Source organism: Limnomicrobium aquaticum (assembly GCF_040545545.1).
GTDB lineage: Bacteria > Pseudomonadota > Alphaproteobacteria > Rhizobiales > Rhizobiaceae > Ensifer_A > Ensifer_A aquaticum.
In genome coordinates, this window is the sequence record NZ_JBEPMB010000001.1 from 1,066,449 (window position 1) to 1,086,877 (window position 20,429).

The window sequence follows — 20,429 nt, forward strand, 5'->3', positions numbered from 1 at the left end:
CACTCCTTACGCGTCGCCCAGATAGGTCTTGATGGTCTCGATGAATTTCGGCACCGAGATCGGCTTCGAGACATAGGCTTCGCAGCCCCCCTGCCTGATGCGCTCCTCGTCCCCCTTCATCGCAAAGGCGGTCACGGCAATGACCGGGATCGGGTGCAGTTCCGGATCTTCCTTGAGCCAGCGGGTCACATCGAGACCGGAGACCTCCGGAAGCTGAATGTCCATCAGGATCAGGTCCGGCTTGTGCTGGCGGGCAAGGTCGAGCGCCTCCATGCCGTTGCGGGTCTGGATCGTCTGATATCCCGATGCCTCTATCAGGTCTCGGAAGAGCTTCATGTTGAGCTCGTTATCCTCGACGATCATCACGCGCTTGACCATGCTTCTATCCGTCGCCTTTCATCCAAACCCCAAGACGCCAGACTGCGGCACCTGAACCGGCTGACCAGAGGCATGACCCCTGCATAATCGGGAGGAACCTGTTTCCGTCGCAGGCAGACTGCGATAGAATCAGATCGTCCATCGCGAACGTCACGATTCCTGAAGTTGTTCCCGAAAACACTAGTCAGATTTGTTTGAATAATTCGTAACCCGAGGTTGGAAATGCGCCTGAAGCCCGAGAAGAAAACCGAGGCCGCGCCGGATGCGCAGGAAATCGCCGTGGCCATCCTCGCGTGGCTGGGCGAAGAGCCAGACATGCTGACACGGTTTCTGTCGCTCAGCGGCCTCGATGCGTCCTCTCTGCGGCAATTCTCGCGCTCGCCCGGTTTTGCCGAAGCGCTCATGGAATTCGTGATGGCGCATGAGCCAAGCCTGATAGCCTTCAGCGCGCATTCGGGCATCGCGCCGGCCATGGTCGCCGCGGCCTGGCAACGGCTCAGCGGCCCCGCCTATGGCGGCACGGGAGCCTGACGTGACCGACCTCAGCCATATCCGCCTGACGGGTCGCCCACTGATCATCAGTGACGTGGACGATGTCATTCTCGAGTTCATCGCCCCCTACCAGCGCTTTCTCAAGGCCCGCGACCTGAAGTTCCTGCCGCGCTCTTTCCGCCTGACAGGAAATGTCGTTCGCGTCGACGACGAGACCCCGGTAACGGAAGAGGTGGTACAGCAATCGCTGCACGACTTCTTCGAAGAACAACACGCCTGGCAGACACCTTTCGAACATGTCATGACGGCCTTGCCCGCGCTTGCGGAGGAGGCTGACATCGTCTTCCTGACGGCCATGCCGCCGAAATTTGCAGGACGACGGAGAATGCTTCTCGATGAACTGGGGTTGCATTTTCCCATGGTCGCCGTTGAAACGGCCAAGGGACCGATCGCCTCCAGGATCCTCGATCGCCACACGGTGCCCGTGGTGTTCGTGGACGACATGTCGCACAACCTGACCTCCGTGGCCGAACATCTGCCGGATTGCCTGTTGCTGAGCCTTGCTCCGCCCTCGGAAGTCCATGCAATGGCGCCGAAGCCACCCGAAACTGCGCGTGTCGTCCGCGACTGGGCAGAAGCCGCGCCCATCATCCGGTCGCATTTTTCTGCCGCCTGATCAGACGCATCCTGCGCTGCCGAGGCCGTGCCGCCGCGCCCGCGTACAGCCCGAAGCCCTTTCATAAAAGCGCTGGACTCATCGGCGCGACATGCTCTAGTGTTCTTATGTTCAACCTTTGTTCCAGCGATTCATGACGGGCGAAACAACATTGCCGGGCTTTTGCCGTGACTGTTTCGAGCCGGTCACGGGCCGCGCCGGGCGTTGCAAGGCCTGTGGCAGCCCACGCCTGATGCGGCATAGCGAACTGAACGATCTTCATCTCGCCCATATCGACTGCGATGCGTTTTATGCCTCGGTGGAGAAGCGCGACAATCCCGAGCTTGCGGACAAGCCGGTGATCGTGGGCGGTGGCAAACGCGGGGTTGTCTCGACCTGCTGTTACATCGCACGCATTCGCGGGGTGCGCTCGGCCATGCCGATGTTCAAGGCGCTGGAGGCCTGTCCGGAGGCGATTGTCATCAAGCCGGACATGGAAAAATACAGCCGCGTCGGCCGACAGATCCGCCAGATGATGCAGGAACTGACGCCTCTCGTTGAGCCCCTGTCGATCGACGAAGCGTTTCTCGACCTCAAGGGGACCGAACTGATCCATCATCACGAGCCCCCTGCCCGGCTTCTGGCGCGGTTTGCACGGCGGGTCGAGGATGAAGTGGGAGTTACGGTTTCGGTCGGGCTTTCCTACTGCAAGTTCCTGGCCAAGGTTGCCTCCGACATGCGCAAGCCGCGTGGCATGAGCGTGATCGGGCGCGAGGAAGCCTTGTCCTTTCTGGCTCCGAAGCCTGTCACGCTGATCTGGGGCGTTGGCCGCGCCTTTGCCGACAAACTGGCTGAAGACGGTATTCGCGAGATTGGCCAGCTTCAGCAGATGGACGAAGCAGGCCTGATGCGGCGCTATGGCACGATGGGACAGAGGCTGTTCAGGCTGGCGCGCGGCCAGGATGAACGGCAGGTCCACAGTGACGGCGAAGCCAAGAGCGTTTCGGCGGAAACAACCTTCTTTGACGACATTTCCGACTTCGATGCGCTTGCCGCCCATTTGCGTGCGCTTTCGGAAAAGGTGTCACGCCGGCTCAAGCGCGGCGGGATCGCCGGCCAGACGGTTGTCCTGAAAATGAAGACGCATGACTTCAAGACCCGATCACGCAATGTCAGCCTCGAAAGCCCCACGCAACTGGCGGATCGCATATTCCGAACCGGAGTCTCGATGCTCGAAAAGGAAGTGGGAAGCGCGAAGTTCCGCCTGATCGGTATCGGGGTCACTTCTCTCGGAGAGACAAGCCTGGCGGACCCGCAGGACCTGATCGACCAGCAGGCGGCCAGACGCGCCAAGGCGGAAGCCGCCATCGATACGCTGCGCGACAAGTTCGGCAATCGCAGCGTCGAGACCGGATATACATTTCGTCCGACGGACAGCCGCTCGCGCTGACGAGCAGCCACCTCGACGACAGCATTCTTTAAGGACTACTGGATTAACATTCGACAATCACTCAAGGCTTTGGACGGCGAATCATGCTCAAAGGGCGCATTCTTACTATCGGTGTCTTCATCGCGGCATTCGGAGCAGGCCAGGCGCTCGCAGGCGACGGTCAGGTCCTCCAGATCCTCGTGTCGCGCGACCTGCAGTCGCTGAAAGTCTATGATGGCGACAAGGTCGTGGCGAGTTCGAACGTCTCGACGGGCAAGGCGGGCCACGAAACGCCGACCGGCATCTTCTCAGTTCTCGAAAAACAGAAGTTTCATCGGTCGAACAAGTATTCCGACGCGCCGATGCCGTGGATGCAGCGGATAACGTGGTCGGGCGTTGCGCTCCATGAATCTAACAGCGTGCCCAACCATCCGGCCTCCCATGGATGTGTTCGACTGCCCGCTGCCTTCGCGCAAGAGCTTTACAAGATGACCGAACGCGGGGTGCATGTCATCATCACCGACGCACCTGTCGAACCGCAGCGCATCCGCAGCGCCACGCTTCCGCGTCCGGCCAACTCGCCGGCCGGCCCGACATTCATGACCGATGTCGCCATGGCACCCGTATCAGCAACCGCGGTCCCCGGCACGGAACTGGCCATGAACGATGCGGCCACGCAGTCGAAGCCGAGCCTGCGCCCTGAAAAGCCGCGTGAGCCCGTCTATGTGCTCATCACCCGCGCCGACCACCGCAGCGTCATGCCTGATGTGCAGACGCTGCTGAACCAGTTCGGCTACGATGCGGGCACTGTCGATGGCGCAGCAGGCGCGCAGACCAATGCAGCCATTGCGAAATTCCGCAAGGATAACGGTCTGCCCGACGGCACGATGGCCGACGACGCTCTGGTCGCAGCTCTCTATGCCAAGGCCGGTCGGCCGCTGCCGCAGAACGGCATCATGGTCATCCGGCGCAATTTTGCGGAAATCTACCGCGCGCCGGTGACGCTTGACAACGAACCAAAGGCCCTCGGCACGCATTTCATCGAAGCCCGCAATGTCGATCCCCGCACGGGCTTTGCCGAATGGTATGGCTTCAGCTTGTCGAACCGCATTGCGGATGCGGCGAAGAAGCGTCTCGGAATTACCGAGGACGCCGACCCGGCAACGGCGGAAAGTGCTTCCACGGCGCTTGATCGCGTCCACATGAGCGATGAAGCCAGGCAGAGGCTCGGCGAATTGCTCGGCGAAGGCTCAGCCATCACATTGACAGATGTCGAAAGCCTCAGCGAAACCGGCCTCGGCACGAACTTCATTACGCTCACCGACCCGATGGATAAGCCGGCTAACAAGCTGGCCGACAAGGCACTTCACAAGAGCTGATTTCAGATGCGTTGAGCCGGAAAACCGGCTCAACTACGATCATACAAGCTCGACGTCGAGAATGCCCGGCGCGGCCCTGAGCGCCGCGGCAATCTCCGGCGAAATTCGATAACGGCCGGGCAGTTCCACCTCGATTTCTCGACGACCCGAATCCTTGATCACGATGAAGGACACCAGGCCGTCGCCCTTGGCGTTGAGATGCGGCGCAACGGCCTTGAGGGGGCCGCTGTCGCGGACATAGACGCGCAAGGCCTTCTGCATCTGGACTGATTTTTCCTCCAGCGAATTCAAGGTCTGAATCCGCAGACCGATACCCTCGGGGCGCTCATCGGCCGCAACCGTCATGACGAAAGATTTTCCGGCTTCGAGCACGTCGCGATACTGGCTCAGCGTTTCGGAGAAGAGGACGGCCTCAAACTGACCGGACGCATCCGAGAAGTTCACGATACCCATCTTGTTACCCGTTCGGGTCTTGCGCTCTTGCTTCGACGTCACAGTACCAGCCAGGCGTCCTGCGCTCGCGCCCTGCTTCACGGCCGATGCGAAGTCGGCGAAGTTTTGCACGCGCATCTTGGCAAGCACCTCGCTGTAGGAATCGAGCGGGTGTGCTGAGAGGTAGAAGCCGAGAACCTGGAACTCGCGCAGCAGCCGTTCGGAAGGAAGCCAGGGTGTCACGGTCGGGAAGGACAGCTTTTCCTCACCGGCTGCGCCGCCGCCAAACATGTCACTCTGGCCGCTGGCGCGGTTTTCACTCTCGCGCTGGGCGTAACCGATGATGCGGTCGATCCCGGCGGCCAGAACGGCACGGTCGAGACCGAAGCAGTCGAAGGCGCCGCCGTGGATCAGACTTTCCAGCACGCGTCGGTTGACCAGCTTTGCATCAATGCGCAGGCAGAAGTCCTCGAGCGAGGCGAAGGGTTTGTCGCCGCGCACGGCGACGATGTGATCGACCACGGCTTCGCCGACGCCCTTCAGCGCAGCAAGCGAATAGTAGATACGGTTCTCGCCTGTCTCGAAATGGCGGAACGAGGTCTGGACCGATGGCGGTACAACCTCGATGCCGAGACGGCGGGCATCCTGACGAAAGTCGTTGACCTTGTCGGTGTTCTGCATGTCCAGCGTCATGGACGCGGCCAGGAACTCGACCGGGTAATGCGCCTTCATGTAGGCTGTCTGGTAGGAGACGATGGCGTAGGCCGCAGCGTGCGACTTGTTGAAGCCGTAGTTGGCGAACTTTGCCAGCAGGTCGAAGATGATGTCGGCCTGCGCCTTCGAAACGCCATTCTTCATCGCGCCGTCAACGAAGCGGGCACGCTGCTTGTCCATCTCCTCCTTGATCTTCTTGCCCATGGCGCGGCGCAGAAGATCGGCTTCGCCGAGCGAATAGCCTGAGAGAACCTGGGCGATCTGCATCACCTGTTCCTGGTAGACGATAACGCCCTGCGTCTCCTTGAGAAGATAGTCGATCTTGGGATGGATCGACTCGATCTCCTCCTCGCCATGCTTGCGGGCGTTATAGACCGGGATGTTTTCCATCGGGCCGGGACGGTAGAGCGCCACGAGCGCGATGATGTCCTCGATGCAGTCGGGCCGCATGCCGATCAGCGCCTTGCGCATGCCGGCACTTTCCACCTGGAACACGCCGACCGTCTCGCCGCGCGAGAGCATGTCGTAGGTAGGCTTGTCATCCAGCGGAAGTGCTGCGAGATCGACGGATATGCCGCGCTTGGCGACGAAATCCACTGCGGTCTTCAGAACCGTCAACGTCTTCAGGCCCAGGAAGTCGAATTTCACGAGGCCGGCTTGCTCGACCCACTTCATATTGAACTGGGTGACCGGCATGTCGGAGCGCGGATCGCGATACATCGGCACGAGGCGGGAGAGCGGTCGGTCGCCGATCACGATGCCTGCGGCGTGTGTCGAGGCGTGCCGATAGAGACCTTCGATCTTCTGCGCGATATCGAGCAGTCGTGCGACGACCGGCTCGCGCTCGGCCTCTTCCTGAAACTTGGGTTCCTCCTCGATCGCCTTGGAAAGCGGTGTCGGATTGGCCGGATTGTTCGGCACCAGCTTGCAGATTCTATCGACCTGGCCGTAGGACATTTCGAGGACACGACCGACGTCGCGGAGCGCCGCACGCGCCTGCAGCGATCCGAAGGTAATGATCTGGGCTACCTGCTCGCGGCCGTATTTTTGCTGAACATAGCGGATGACCTCTTCACGCCGGTCCTGGCAGAAGTCGATATCGAAGTCGGGCATCGACACGCGTTCCGGATTGAGGAAGCGTTCGAAGAGAAGCGAGAACCGTAGTGGATCAACGTCGGTAATGGTCAGCGCGTACGCGACCAGCGAGCCGGCACCCGAACCGCGGCCTGGGCCGACCGGGATGTCATGCTGCTTCGCCCATTTGATGAAGTCGGCAACGATGAGGAAGTAACCCGGGAACTTCATCCGCTCGATGATGCTCAGCTCGAAGGCCAGCCGCTCCTCGTATTCTTCGCGCGTGTAGCCCGGCGCGATCCCGAGCGTCTCGATGCGCAGAGCAAGCCCTTCGATGGCCTGGCGTTTCAACTCCTCCGATTCGGCGCGCTCGGCTTCTTCTGGATCATCGGTCGCGCCGGTGAAGCGCGGCAGGATGGGCTTGCGGGTGTTGAGGATGAAAGAACAGCGCCGGGCAATCTCGACCGAGTTCTGCAAGGCTTCCGGCAAATCGGCGAACAGCGCGCACATTTCGGCGCGGCTTTTCAGATAGTGGTCCTGCGTCAGCCGGAAACGATTGTCGTCCGAAACCATGGCGTTATGCGCCACCGCCATAAGAGCGTCGTGCGCATCGAAATCCTTGCGCGCAGGGAAGAAGGCTTCGTTCGTGGCGACCAGCGGCAGGTCGTGCTTGTAGGCGAGATCAACCACCTTCTGCTCGTGGCGGCGACTGAACCCCTCCTGCCGCTGCAGTTCGAGGTAGAGGCGGCCCGGAAACAGTCGCGAAAGTGCGACAAGCCGCTGCTCGGCCAAGGGCGCGTGCCCTTCCTTCAGCGCCATGTCTACAGGACCTGTCAGTGCCCCTGTGAGCGCAACAAGACCCTCCGTCCCCTCCTCCAACCAGGACAGCAGGATCCGCGCGGACTGATTGCCTTCGCCATCGAGATAGGCGCGACTGACCAGTTCCATCAATCGGTCGTAACCTGCCTCGGTTGAGGCGAGCAAGACCAACGACGGCAGCTTGGCCAGCGACGCCTGAACGCCGCCGCGACGGTCATTTTCGGTGGCGTCCTGCATGTCGATCGACATCTGGCAGCCTATGATCGGCTGGATACCGTCAGAGATTGCCTTCTGGGCGAACTCCAGCGCGACGAAGAGATTGTTGGTGTCTGTAATTGCGATCGCCGGCTGCTCGTCGGCGGAGGCGATCGACAGGATTTTCTTCAGCGGCAACGCGCCTTCGAGAAGCGAATAGGCGGAGTGGACGCGAAGATGCACGAAGCCGGGGCCGGCCTTCACCCCTTGAACTTCCGCTGTCGGCTTACCCGTTGCCAGATCGCCCATCGCCCATTCTCCACTTTCTGAATCAAGGTCGCATTGTGGGAAATCAGAGGGCGCCCTGTCCAGCCGTAATGCAGGATCGGGCGGCAGCGTCCCCGAAAATCACATCGCCATCAGGATGAGAGACATGGTGGCGACGAACATGGTCATGGATGCGAATGCGGCGATATCACGAAGGATGTCAGTCATGGCGGGCTCCTTTCCACTTATGTTCACACTATGTTCTCCTTACGTTCAGAGAGTCAAGCACTCTTCGCAAGATTCTTGGAAGCGTCTGAAATCACAGCAAAACTCTGCCACTCCGCCCGGCGGCAGGCTGGCTCGGTGGAAATGATTGTCGTGAAACCGGGTGTCGCTGAGCTGCCGGTCAGGTTCTCAGAATTCGAGAATCCTGCCCTCATCGAGCGTGATGCGACGATCCATCCGCGAGGCAAGCTCGTGGTTGTGCGTGGCAATCATTGCAGCAAGGCCGGACTGGCGAACGAGCGCAGTGAGCGCATCGAAGACATAGCCGGCGGTTTCCGGATCGAGATTGCCGGTCGGTTCGTCGGCCAGCAGAACCTGCGGTGCATTGGCGACGGCGCGGGCAATGGCCACACGCTGCTGCTCGCCGCCGGAAAGCTCAGCCGGGCGGTGCGTGCCGCGATGGCCGATGCGCATATAGGCCAAGAGCTGTTCGGCGCGCTCGGCGGCGTCCTTGCGCGAGAGCCCGGCAATCAGCTGCGGCATCATGATGTTCTCCAGCGCGCTGAATTCAGGCAGGAGATGATGGAACTGGTAAACGAAGCCAATCTCGGCACGGCGTACGGCGGTGCGCTCGTCGTCAGACATGTCGGCACAGGAATGGCCGCTGACTATGACGTCGCCCTCGCTCGGCCGCTCCAGCAGGCCCGCGATGTGCAGAAGCGTCGATTTGCCGGTTCCAGACGGTGCCACGAGGGCCACGGTTTCGCCGCTTCTCAGCGTGAAATTCGCGCCCTTCAGGATCGCAAGCTCCTGATCGCCCTGCCCGTAGCTGCGCCGGATGTTCTTCAGTTCCAGGACTGCCTGTTGCTTCATCGGGTTTGGAACCTTCTTATTCGTATCTCAGCGCCTGGACGGGATCCAGCTTGGCGGCGCGCCAGGCCGGGAAAATCGTGGCGAGGAAGGACAGCGCCAGCGCCATGACAACGACCGACGTCGTCTCGCCAACATTCATTTCAGCCGGCAGCTGGCTCAGGAAGTAGAGCTCGGGATTGAAGAGCGTCGTCCCGGACAACCAGGAGAAGAACTGTCGGATGCGCTCCACATTCAGGCAGACGATGACACCGAGGATGACGCCGGCAAAGGTACCGGCCGTGCCGATTGCAGCACCCGTCATGAAGAAGATCCGCATCACCGCACCGGATGTGGCCCCCATCGTGCGCAGGATCGCGATGTCGTGCCCCTTGTCCTTCACCAGCATGATCAGGCCGGAGATGATGTTCAGCGCGGCCACCAGCACGATCAGCGTGAGGATCATGAACATGACGTTGCGTTCGACCTGCAGGGCGGAGAAGAAGGTCGAATTGCGCTGTCTCCAGTCGGTGATAAAGATCTGCCGGCCGGCAGCCTTTTCGATCGGCTCGCGCAGTTCGTCGATCTTGTCCGGGTTGTTGACGAAGAGCTCGATCGACTGAACGATACCATCCGCGTTGAAATAGAGCTGCGCCTGTTCCAGCGGCATGAAGATGATGCTGGAATCGTATTCCGACATGCCGATCTCGAAGATGGCCGAGACCTTGTAGGATTTGACGCGGGGATTGACACCCATCGGCGTCACATCACCTTCCGGTGATATCAGCGTCACCGTGTCGCCGACACCTACCCCGAGAGAGGCGGCGAGCCGCGAACCGATGGCGATGCCATCTCCGGCGGCAAAGCCGACGAGGTCTCCGGACTTGATGTTGTCGGCCACATATTTGAGCTTGGTGATGTCTTCTGCACGGATACCACGCACCAGCGCGCCGGAGCCCGCACCATTCTTGCCGGAGGCCAAAGTCTGGCCTTCGACAAGCGGGATCGCCATTTTCACACCCGGCACAGCAGCAAATTTCTGCGCCAGGTCGTTGTAATTATTGAGCGGCGTATCGACGGGCTGAATGATCATGTGTCCGTTGACGCCAAGAATGCGGGAGATGAGCTCTGTGCGAAAGCCGTTCATCACCGCCATCACGATGATGAGCGTGGCGACGCCGAGCATGATCCCTACGAAGGAAAAGCCGGCAATGACCGATATGAACGCTTCCTTGCGCCGGGCGCGGAGATAGCGCCAGGCCACCATGCGTTCGAAGGCGGAAAACGGCCCCGTTTTCGTGATCCGGTTTGCCGTTGCGCTTGCGCCGCTATCGCCTTTCGCCATGTCGTCTCCCTGATCGGCGGTCAGCCGATGAGCTTGTTGATCGCCGCCTCGATCGTCAGGGTCTGACGTTCGCCGGTCTTGCGGTCCTTCAATTCCACCTCACCACTGGCGACCGAACGAGGGCCGACAATGATCTGGTCCGGAACGCCGATCAGGTCCGCGGTTGCGAACTTGGAGCCGGCGCGTTCGTCCGTATCATCCAGCAGTATGTCCTTGCCGGCATTCGCGAGGCTTTCGTAAATGCGCAAAGAGGCTTCGTCGCAGGCGGCATCACCACTTTTCATGTTGATGATCATCGCGTCGAAGGGTGCCACGGACCGAGGCCAGATGATTCCGTTCTCATCATGGGAGGCTTCGATGATGGCGGGAACGAGGCGCGTCGGGCCGATGCCGTACGAACCCATGTGGACAGTGTGTTCCTTGCCGTCGGGGCCCAGCACCTTCGCGCCCATCGGCTCGGAATATTTGGTGCCGAAATAGAAGATGTGGCCGACTTCGATGCCGCGGGCGGACAGACGATCACCTTCGGGGATCGCGTCGAATTCGGCAGCGTCGTGCATTTCGGACGTGGCGGCATAGGCCGAGGTCCACTTGTCGAAGATCGCCTGCAATGCAGGCACGTCGTCGAAATCGGTATTGTCGCCGGGGATGTCGAAATTGACGAAATCCTTGTGGCAGAAAACCTCCGACTCGCCGGTCTCGGCCAGAATGATGAATTCATGGCTATGGTTGCCGCCGATGGGGCCGGTATCGGCGCGCATCGGGATGGCGCGCAGGCCAAGGCGCGAGAACGTGCGCAAATAAGCGGCAAACATCTTGTTGTATGAGTGGATGGCGCCTTCCTTCGTCAGGTCGAAGGAATAGGCATCCTTCATCAGGAATTCGCGCGAACGCATCGTACCGAATCGGGGACGGATCTCGTCACGGAACTTCAGCTGGATGTGGTAGAGGTTCAGCGGCAGGTGCTTGTAGGACTTGATGTAGGAGCGGAAGATGTCCGTAATCATTTCCTCGTTCGTCGGACCATAGAGCATGGCGCGGTCCTGACGGTCCTTGATGCGCAGCATTTCCTTGCCGTAGTCGTCATAGCGGCCGCTTTCCTGCCAGAGTTCCGCTGACTGTAAAGTAGGCATCAACAGTTCGATGGCACCGGCGCGGTTCTGCTCCTCGCGCACGATCTTGCAGACCTTGTCGAGCACACGCTTGCCGAGCGGCAGCCAGGAATAGATGCCGGCGGACTGCTGGCGGACCATGGCCGAGCGCAACATCAGGCGGTGAGAGACGATTTCCGCCTCCTTGGGGTTTTCCTTGAGGATAGGCAGAAAGAAGCGGGAGAGACGCATGACGGTTTCCAGACGAAAAGCCGTCTCCAGAGGCTGGAGAATCGGGCTTGCGGTTATCGAATTCGAAGCGTTCTTAAACGCTTCCTGCCCGGAAGAAAACCCGCCATGCCACCTGTCCCGGAACAGCACAATTGAGATGCAGCCTTGCTGGCATCTTACGTAACGGCATAACCCGCATGACGAGAATGTGAAATATCTTTGTCAATAGGAAAAATTCTGGCAACTGTGTCAAAAATGCAAAAAAACCTGATGACAAGGGGGAATCTATTCGCTAGGTTCAGCCTACAAAACAGGCAGAGATCAACAAACTCTGCTAATTTCGCGGTCAAGTCTTGGGAGGATCAGATCGTAGGCGCGCTCAGTCGCTGCCGCCGGAAACGGCTAAGGGTCACGCGAAAAATTTGGAAACAAGGCTCAAAAGGCCTTGTTTTTTTTTGCTTTCATTTAATCGTTTTCATCAAATGAATCGCGTGAAATTTACGCGCTTCACATTTTTTCCCCGTTGTCGAGATGGCGACATCCGCGTGCGCGCAGCGGGCAGCACTCACAGCGACCGATAGTCGGGATAAAACTGCGGAATGGAGTCGAAGGTAAAGCCGAAATACATCGAGACGACGAACCAGCCGGCAAAGATCACGGCCGCCACGATCGTCGTCAACAGGAAGGTGCGCCACGCTCTGTGATTTGCAGGCGCACTGGCAATGGTTCCGAGCACGCGCTCACCTTCATCCTGCTGGCTGCGGAAGCCGAAGGGCAGGATGAGAAACAGCGACAGCCACCAGATGATGAAATAGACGGCAAAGCCAAAGAACCAGTTCACGCTCTATCCTCCCGAAGCCGTCACGCAACTCTGCTGCAACTTCCTTTACGCCGAACCGTCCCGCCTGCAAAGAGCATGCGAGGGGCTACACCGTGTCAGCCCTTGACAGATATCAATCACTTAAGGGATCCGGGAAACCAAGAGGCGCTGCGCCAAAGCGTCACACCTGTTCGAGCTCGACCAGCGTGCCCTGAAAATCCTTGGGGTGCAGGAAGAGAACCGGCTTTCCATGTGCACCGATCTTCGGCGTTCCGTCGCCCAGAACGCGGGCACCGCCCGCGGCGAGCTGGTCCCGTGCAGCGATGATGTCGGCCACTTCGTAGCAGATGTGGTGCATGCCGCCGGAAGCGTTCTTTGCCAGAAAAGCCGCGATCGGAGACGCTTCGCCGAGCGGTTCGAGAAGCTCCACCTTGGTGTTTGGCAGTTCTACAAAGACGACCGTCACACCGTGCTCGGGTAGCGCCTGCGCCTGGGAGACTTTCGCGCCCAGCGTATCCCTGTATACAGCCGTTGCGGCGGCCAGATCAGGAACGGCGATGGCGATATGATTGACCCTGCCCAGCATTGCTTCTCCTCAGTCCGGTTATGGTAGCCCGGTTCAGGTCACCCGGTTGAGAAACACGGTGACCACCGGCTTCTTGCCCCAGCTCTGGTTGACCGTCGCCCGCACGGCACGGCGCACCGATTCCTTGACGGCCTCAAGGTCTTTCCGGCGGGCGCGCGGAATGCTTTCTACCGCGCCCAGGACTGCGTCATAAATGGCGTCATCCATCGCGTCCCCCTCCTCGTCGAAGGCAGGCAGGCCGAAACTGACGACGTCCGGATCGTCCACGAAGTCGTAACGCGCGTCGAGAAGAACGTTGACCGCAACATGACCGACATAGGCGAGTTTGCGGCGTTCGCCAATTCCCACTTCGTCGAAGTCGCCGATCAGATTGCCGTCCTTGTAGATGCGGCCGTAGTGGACCTTCTCAAGGATAACAGCCGGTCCGGGCGCAAGGCGCAGCATGTCGCCGTTACGCACCTGCTGGACCGTCTCAATACCGGCGCTGGTGCCGAGCTCGGCCTGCGCATTCAGATGCGCGGCCTCGCCGTGAACCGGAACGAGTATCTTCGGGCGAACCCATTCATACATCTGGCGCAGTTCAGCCCGGCGCGGATGGCCGGAGACATGAACGAGCGCATCGGCGTCGCCCATGATCTTGATGCCCTGGTCGATCAGGCCGTTGCAGATGTCGAGGATCGGCTTTTCGTTGCCTGGAATCGTGCGCGATGAAAAGACCACGAGATCGCCGGGCGCGAGCGCCACATTACGCATCTCATCGCGGGAGAGCTTGGCCAGAGCCGCCCTCGCCTCGCCCTGGCTGCCGGTCAGGATCACGACGACCTTGTCGCGCGGAATGTAGCCATACTGGTCCTCGTTGATGAAAGGCTTGACGCCTTCCATGAGACCGCAGTCGCGCGCGACATCGGTGACGCGTTTCATCGAGCTTCCCAGCAGAAGCACTTCGCGACCGGCGCGTTCAGCGGCTTCGGCGATGGAGCGGATGCGACCGACATTCGACGAGAAGGTGGTGATCGCAACGCGACCCTCGGCCTCGCCAATTATCTTGGTCAGGCTATCCGCAACATCCTTCTCGGACGGCGAAATGCCTTCGCGCATGGCATTGGTGCTGTCGCACATCAGTGCCAGCACGCCCTCGTCGCCGAGCGCGCGAAAGCGGGCCTCGTCGGTCAGCGGGCCACCGGACGGATGCAGGTCGATCTTCCAGTCGCCGGTGTGAATGAGATTGCCGAGCGGGGTGCGGATGAAGAGCGACATCGGTTCTGGGATAGAGTGCGTCACGGCGACGGCCTCGATCTCGAACGGGCCGACATTGATCCTGTCGCCGGCCTTGAAGACGGTGACCGGGACTTCGCCGCGGCTCGCCTCGTATTCGCGCTTCGCTTCCAGCATGCCAGCTGTGAAGGGCGAGGCATAGACGGGGACATTCAGCTCGCGCCAAAGATCGGACAGAGCGCCATAATGGTCTTCATGGGCATGCGTAATAATGATGCCCTTGAGATCGTTACGACGTTCCTTGATGAAGGCGATGTCGGGCAGCACGAGATCTGCTCCCGGAAGATCGGGGCCGGCGAAGGTGACGCCGCAATCGACCATGATCCATTGACGCTTTGTCGACGGACCATAACCGTAGAGTGCGAGGTTCATCCCGATCTCGCCCACGCCCCCGAGCGGCAGAAATACCAGTTCGTCAGACTTCGCCATTCTCAACTTCTTCCCAAGAAAAATACATCGCCTGCAGCGATTGCCTGACGCGTTCCGTCGGGCAGATCGAGCAATAGCATGCCCTGCGCATCAATCCCCGAAAAAACGCCCTGCAACGAGCGATCCGGAAGATTGACCGTCACCGGCTCGCCAATGCCCTTGGCAACCTGCCGCCACTGGTCCACCAGTTTGGAGGTACCCTCGCCCCCGTTCCAGACCGACAGCATGTGCTCCATCGCCTCGTAAAGGCGCGCGAACAGAATGTCAGGGGTGCAGGTTGCGCCGCGTTCCGCGAGACATGTCACCGGATACAGCGTCTCCGTCGGCTTGTGCACAATATTAATGCCGCAGCCGATGACCAGCGCGTGGTGGCCTTGCGGAAGAGTTTCCCCCTCAAGCAGGATACCGCTCACCTTGCAGCCCTCGACAAGAACATCGTTGGGCCACTTGATGCGGACATCGATATCCGCGGGAAGCTCGCGACGGATGGCATCATAGACGGCGAGCGATACGGCGAGTGGCAGGCTCGCCAGGCGGTCGAGCGGCGCAGGGTCGATCAGCAGCAGTGAGGCGTAAAGATTACCGGGCTCGGAGACCCAGGAGCGACCGCGGCGCGCACGGCCTCCGCTCTGCCTGCGGGCGGTGATCCAGAGATGGCCCGGATCGCCAGCGCGCGCACGTTCGAGACATTCGAGATTGGTCGACTGCGTCTCGTTCAGTTCGATGTGCCGAAAGCCGGTGACCGGCTTTCGGCTGATTTCAATCCCGTCCATCAGTAGAAGGAACGGGCAGCTGCTTCAGCCGCAGCACCCAGCGGGCCGCCGATCAGCAGGTAGCCGATCACGAACAGGCCGGAGAGGCCGTAGATCAGCTTCAGTTCGCCGGCCGGACGGGCAAACTCCTGCTTGGCATCATCGAACCACATGACCTTGACGATACGCAGGTAGTAGTAGCAACCGACGACCGAGGACAGAACACCAAGGATAGCGAGCGTCAGAAGGTTCGCCTTGATGGCGGCCATGAAGACGAAATACTTCGCGAAGAACCCGGCGAGCGGCGGTATGCCTGCCAGCGAGAACATGAGAAGCGTCAGAACCAGCGCCATCATCGGGTTGGTCTTGGAAAGACCTGACAAATCGTCGATGCCTTCCACCGCCGTACCATCCTTGACGCGCATCGCGAGAATGCAGGCGAATGCGCCAAGCGACATGACCGAGTAGATCGCGAGGTAAAGCATGACGCCAGAGATGCCTTCCTGATTGCCGGCGGCGATGCCGACCAGCGCAAAGCCCATGTGACCGATCGACGAATAGGCCATCAGGCGCTTGATGTTCGTCTGGCCGATTGCGGCGAAGGCGCCAAGGGCCATCGAGGCAATCGAGATGAAGACAATAATCTGCTGCCAGTCATGCACGATCGGCTTGAAGGCAACGGCAACGAGATGGATCAGGATCGCCATGGCCGCAACCTTCGGCGCGGCCGAGAAAAAGGCCGTGACCGGGGTCGGCGCGCCTTCATACACGTCCGGCGTCCACATGTGGAACGGAACGGCCGAGATCTTGAAGGCAATGCCGGCAAGCACGAAGACCAGACCGAATACGAGGCCCAGCGAACGATGTTCGGCAGTCAGTGCTGCAGCGATTTCCGAGAAGCCCGTCTGGCCGGTGAAGCCATAGACCAGCGACATGCCATAGAGCAGCATGCCCGAGGAGAGCGCACCAAGCACAAAGTACTTGAGGCCGGCTTCGGTCGACTTCAGGCTGTCGCGGTTGATCGCTGCAACGACGTAGAGCGCCAGCGACTGCAGCTCGAGCGACAGGTAGAGCGAGATGATGTCGTTGGCCGAAATCATCAGCATCATGCCGAGCGTCGCCAGCACCATCAGTACCGGATATTCGAAGCGCTGGTCCGGTTCCGACCGGCGATTGCCGATCGACAGGATGAGCGCAACGCCGGCACCGGCAAGCGCCAGCACCTTCATGAAGCGAACGAAGGCATCCGAGCGGTAGGCACCGGCATACGCCGTGCCGTCTACGCCCTTCAACACGATGAGCGCGCCGACAGCGATCAGCAGCAGCACCGAAAGCCCCGTGACGGTGCCAACCGACTTGTCGCCGGAAAAGACGCCGATCATCAGAAGGATCAGCGCGCCGACAGCGAGAACCAGCTCCGGAAGCGAAAGCTGCAGGCTGGCAATGAGCGTTTCTGCGGTCATGATCTCTTTAATCCCGTCGTCAGTTCATCGTGACCGCGACAGAATGCGCGGCTTCGATTGCAGCAGTATAGTTCTTGAGCAGCAGGTCCACGGAGGCAGCGGTCGCATTGAAGACCGGAGCCGGATAGACGCCGAAGAAAATGGTGAGGATGGCCAGCGGATAAAGGATGAGCTTTTCGCGTGCCGACAGATCCAGCAGGCTCTTCAGAGTATCCTTGTCCAACGCACCGAAGATGACCCGGCGATAGAGCCAGAGCGCATAAGCGGCCGAAAGAATGACACCCGTCGCGGCAAAGAGAGCCACGAAGGTGTTCGCGCGGAATGCGCCCATCAGCGTCAGGAATTCGCCGACGAAGCCGGACGTACCCGGAAGACCGACGTTGGCCATCGTGAAGATCATGAAGGCGACGGCGTATTTCGGCATGTTGTTGACCAGACCGCCATAGGCCGAGATCTCACGGGTATGCATGCGGTCATATACGACGCCGACGCAGAGGAAGAGCGCGCCGGAGACAATCCCGTGCGAGAGCATCTGGTAGATCGCGCCCTGCAGACCCTGAACGTTGGCCGCGAAGATGCCCATGGTGACATAGCCCATGTGAGCGATCGACGAATAGGCGATCAGCTTCTTGATATCGGTCTGCATCAGCGCGACCAGCGACGTATAGATGATCGCCAGAACCGATAGCGTGAAGACCAAGGGTGCGAAGTGTTCGGACGCGACCGGGAACATCGCCAGCGAGAAGCGGATGAAACCATAGCCACCGAGCTTCAGGAGGATACCGGCCAGGATGACCGAACCCGCCGTCGGGGCCTGAACGTGCGCGTCTGGAAGCCAGGTGTGGACCGGCCACATCGGCATCTTGACCGCAAACGAGGCGAAGAAGGCGAGCCAGAGCCAAGTCTGCATCCCGGCCGGGAACTTGTGGGCCAACAGTTCCGGAATGCTGGTCGTGCCGGCGTCCCAATACATGGCCATGATGGCAAGCAGCATCAGAACGGAACCGAGCAGCGTATAGAGGAAGAACTTGTACGATGCGTATACGCGATCCTTGCCGCCCCAGACACCGATGATAATGAACATCGGGATCAGGCCTGCTTCGAAGAACACATAGAAGAGCACGATGTCGAGCGATACAAAGACACCGAGCATCAGGACTTCCAGGATCAGGAAGGCGATCATGTATTCCTTGATGCGCTTCTCGACGGCGAACCAGCTGGCCAGCACGCAGAAGGGCATGAGGAAGGTCGTGAGGATGACGAAGAGCATGGAGATGCCGTCAACGCCGACAGCATAGGAAATGCCCGTGTTCAGCCAGGCATGCTTCTCGACCATCTGGAAGCCGGGATTGGCATTGTCAAAGCCGATCCAGACGAAGAGCGAAACCACAAAGGTCACAACAGTCGTCAGCAGCGAAATGGTCAGAACATTCCGGCGGCCCGAAGGGGAGTCGTCGCGGGTCAAAAGCAGCAGCAGCACGCCGACGAGCGGCAGGAAGGTGACGACGGTCAGAATTGGCCAATCGGTCATCAGAGGACACTCCAGAACATCATCCAGGTAACGAGCGCGGCAATACCGATCAGCATCGCGAACGCGTAGTGGTAAAGATAGCCGGACTGGAGCCGGATAACGCGACCGGTCACATCCATGACGCGGGCAGCAACACCGTTCGGGCCGAAGCCATCGATCACGCGGCCGTCACCCTCCTTCCAGAGGAAGTTGCCGAGCCACTTGGCAGAGCGGACGAACAGGAAGTCGTAGAGTTCGTCGAAGTACCACTTGTTCAAGAGGAACTGGTAGAGAACCCGATGCTGTTCAGCCAGAACCTTCGGGATGTGCGGCGAGACGATATACATCCAATAGGACAGCAGGAAGCCGAGCACCATCGCAATGAAGGGGCTGAGCGAAACCAGAGCCGGCACTTCATGAACGTGATGGAGGATCTCGTTGGCCGGGAGCGTGAAGAGCGCGCCCTTCCAGAATTCCTTGTACTCTTCGCCGAAGAAATGCTCGTGGAACACGACGCCGGCCAGAAGTGCGCCGATCGACAGGATCAGGAGCGGCAGAAGCATGACCATCGGCGATTCATGTACATGGTGCATGACCTCATGCGAGGCGCGCGGCTTGCCGTGGAAGGTCATATGCACCAGACGCCACGAGTAGAAGCTCGTGAAGAAGGCGGCGATGACCAGGAGCCAGAAGGCGAACTGACCGGAAGCGCTGTGCGCGGCATAGGTCGCTTCGATGATGGCGTCCTTGGAGAAGAAGCCTGCCGTACCGATCACCGTGAAGGGAACACCGACACCCGTCAGGGCCAGCGTGCCGATCATCATGGCCCAGTATGTCATCTGGATGTGCTTGCGCAAGCCACCCATGTAGCGCATGTCCTGCTCACCATCGACGGCGTGGATGACCGAGCCGGCACCAAGGAACAGAAGCGCCTTGAAGAAGGCGTGCGTGAAGAGGTGGAACACGGCCGCGCCATAGGCACCAACGCCGAGCGCTGCGAACATGTAGCCGAGCTGCGAGCAGGTCGAATAGGCAATCACGCGCTTGATGTCGTTCTGGACGAGACCGACAGTCGCGGCGAAGAAGGCCGTGATCGCGCCGATGATCGTCACGACGGTCAGCGCATCATGCGACAATTCGAAGAGCGGCGACATGCGGGCGACGAGGAAGACGCCGGCGGTGACCATGGTTGCAGCGTGGATAAGGGCCGAAACCGGTGTCGGGCCTTCCATGGCGTCCGGAAGCCAGGTGTGCAGCAGGAACTGCGCCGACTTGCCCATAGCGCCCAGGAAAAGCAGCAGGCAGGTCGCGGTGATCGCATGGGCCTGATCGAGCTGCATGCCGAAGAGGTTTATGACAACCTTGCCCTGCCCTTCAGCCGGAATATAGGTCGGAGCGGCGGCGAAGATCGTGTCGAAGTTGATCGAACCAAACAGCACGAAGACGCTGAAGATGCCGAGAACGAAGCCGAAGTCGCCTACGCGGTTGACGATGAAGGCTTTCATGGCGGCAGCACTTGCCGAGGGCTTCTTGAACCAGAAGCCGATGAGCAGGTAGGACGCGAGACCCACGCCTTCCCAGCCGAAGAACATCTGCAGCAGGTTGTCCGACGTGATGAGCATGAGCATCGCGAAGGTGAAGAGCGAGAGGTAGGCAAAGAAGCGCGGCCGATGCGGATCGTGGTGCATATAGCCGATCGAATAGAGGTGCACGAGCGACGACACGGTGTTGACGACGACGAACATGACGGCGGTCAGCGTATCGATGCGGAACGCCCAGGACACGTCGAGACCACCGGACTGGATCCAGTGCAGGACCTGAACCTTGATGACTTCCTCGTGATGGCCGAGCGCCACGTTGAAGAAGACCACCCAGGACAGGACGGCAACGACGATCATAAGGCTCGTCGTGACGAATTCGGAGGCTTTTGCGCCAATGGTGTTGCCACCAAGGCCGGCAATGAGGAAGCCGATCAGCGGAAGGAAGACGATGGCTTTGTAGAGCATGTCCATGGTTCGA

General features: G+C 60.0%; 16 protein-coding genes. 4 read left to right on the top strand and 12 right to left on the bottom strand.

The features are described from left to right. Positions 1-6 precede the first annotated feature (6 nt). Positions 7-378 (bottom strand): response regulator, encoded by a 372-nt coding sequence (locus ABID16_RS05260; protein ID WP_112627436.1) that lies wholly within the window; start codon positions 376-378, stop codon positions 7-9. A gap of 222 nt (positions 379-600) precedes the next feature. Between ABID16_RS05260 and ABID16_RS05265 the strand changes: the two genes are divergently transcribed. From ABID16_RS05265 to ABID16_RS05280, 4 genes are all read left to right on the top strand, one after another. Beyond that, entirely contained in the window at positions 601-909 is a 309-nt protein-coding gene (locus ABID16_RS05265; protein WP_354555277.1) for a DUF3572 domain-containing protein, read from the top strand. 1 nt (position 910) lies between these two features. Beyond that, positions 911-1,546, top strand: a complete 636-nt coding sequence (locus ABID16_RS05270; protein ID WP_354555278.1) for a hypothetical protein — start codon at positions 911-913, stop codon at positions 1,544-1,546. A 133-nt stretch (positions 1,547-1,679) separates the two neighbouring features. Continuing rightward, the gene (locus ABID16_RS05275) at positions 1,680-2,975 is read left to right on the top strand and encodes a DNA polymerase IV (RefSeq protein ID WP_354555279.1); all 1,296 of its coding nucleotides are present in this window, start codon (positions 1,680-1,682) and stop codon (positions 2,973-2,975) included. Positions 2,976-3,058: 83 nt separating this feature from the next. Continuing rightward, positions 3,059-4,333 carry a L,D-transpeptidase family protein gene (locus ABID16_RS05280; protein ID WP_354555280.1) on the top strand — a complete coding sequence of 425 codons (1,275 nt, stop codon included), beginning with the start codon at positions 3,059-3,061 and terminating at the stop codon, positions 4,331-4,333. Positions 4,334-4,372: 39 nt separating this feature from the next. Here the strand turns inward: ABID16_RS05280 and dnaE are convergent, their stop codons facing one another. The 11 genes from dnaE to nuoL all read right to left on the bottom strand — a co-directional run bounded on the left by dnaE (position 4,373) and on the right by nuoL (position 20,422). After that, the gene (gene dnaE / locus ABID16_RS05285; protein ID WP_354555281.1) at positions 4,373-7,876 is read right to left on the bottom strand and encodes a DNA polymerase III subunit alpha; all 3,504 of its coding nucleotides are present in this window, start codon (positions 7,874-7,876) and stop codon (positions 4,373-4,375) included. 372 nt (positions 7,877-8,248) lie between these two features. Continuing rightward, entirely contained in the window at positions 8,249-8,932 is a 684-nt protein-coding gene (locus ABID16_RS05290) for an ABC transporter ATP-binding protein (protein ID WP_354555282.1), read from the bottom strand. A gap of 16 nt (positions 8,933-8,948) precedes the next feature. Beyond that, on the bottom strand, positions 8,949-10,253 hold the full coding sequence (locus ABID16_RS05295) for a lipoprotein-releasing ABC transporter permease subunit (RefSeq protein WP_354555283.1): 1,305 nt from the start codon (positions 10,251-10,253) through the stop codon (positions 8,949-8,951). Positions 10,254-10,273: 20 nt separating this feature from the next. After that, positions 10,274-11,596, bottom strand: coding sequence for a proline--tRNA ligase (gene proS / locus ABID16_RS05300; RefSeq protein WP_354555284.1), 1,323 nt, complete (start codon positions 11,594-11,596; stop codon positions 10,274-10,276). 544 nt (positions 11,597-12,140) lie between these two features. Then, on the bottom strand, positions 12,141-12,416 hold the full coding sequence (locus ABID16_RS05305) for a DUF1467 family protein (protein ID WP_354555285.1): 276 nt from the start codon (positions 12,414-12,416) through the stop codon (positions 12,141-12,143). Positions 12,417-12,576: 160 nt separating this feature from the next. Beyond that, on the bottom strand, positions 12,577-12,981 hold the full coding sequence (mce, locus tag ABID16_RS05310) for a methylmalonyl-CoA epimerase (protein WP_354555286.1): 405 nt from the start codon (positions 12,979-12,981) through the stop codon (positions 12,577-12,579). A gap of 33 nt (positions 12,982-13,014) precedes the next feature. Continuing rightward, on the bottom strand, positions 13,015-14,685 hold the full coding sequence (locus ABID16_RS05315; RefSeq protein WP_354555287.1) for a ribonuclease J: 1,671 nt from the start codon (positions 14,683-14,685) through the stop codon (positions 13,015-13,017). A 2-nt stretch (positions 14,686-14,687) separates the two neighbouring features. Beyond that, positions 14,688-15,458: a biotin--[acetyl-CoA-carboxylase] ligase gene (locus tag ABID16_RS05320; RefSeq protein ID WP_354555288.1), complete on the bottom strand. Its 771-nt coding sequence runs from the start codon at positions 15,456-15,458 to the stop codon at positions 14,688-14,690. Beyond that, positions 15,458-16,900, bottom strand: a complete 1,443-nt coding sequence (gene nuoN, locus ABID16_RS05325) for an NADH-quinone oxidoreductase subunit NuoN (RefSeq protein WP_354555289.1) — start codon at positions 16,898-16,900, stop codon at positions 15,458-15,460. Before nuoN ends, ABID16_RS05320 begins: the two co-directional genes overlap by 1 nt. A 19-nt stretch (positions 16,901-16,919) precedes the next feature. Then, positions 16,920-18,431: an NADH-quinone oxidoreductase subunit M gene (locus tag ABID16_RS05330; RefSeq protein WP_354555290.1), complete on the bottom strand. Its 1,512-nt coding sequence runs from the start codon at positions 18,429-18,431 to the stop codon at positions 16,920-16,922. Beyond that, positions 18,431-20,422, bottom strand: coding sequence for an NADH-quinone oxidoreductase subunit L (nuoL, locus tag ABID16_RS05335; RefSeq protein WP_354555291.1), 1,992 nt, complete (start codon positions 20,420-20,422; stop codon positions 18,431-18,433). Before nuoL ends, ABID16_RS05330 begins: the two co-directional genes overlap by 1 nt. Positions 20,423-20,429 lie beyond the last annotated feature (7 nt).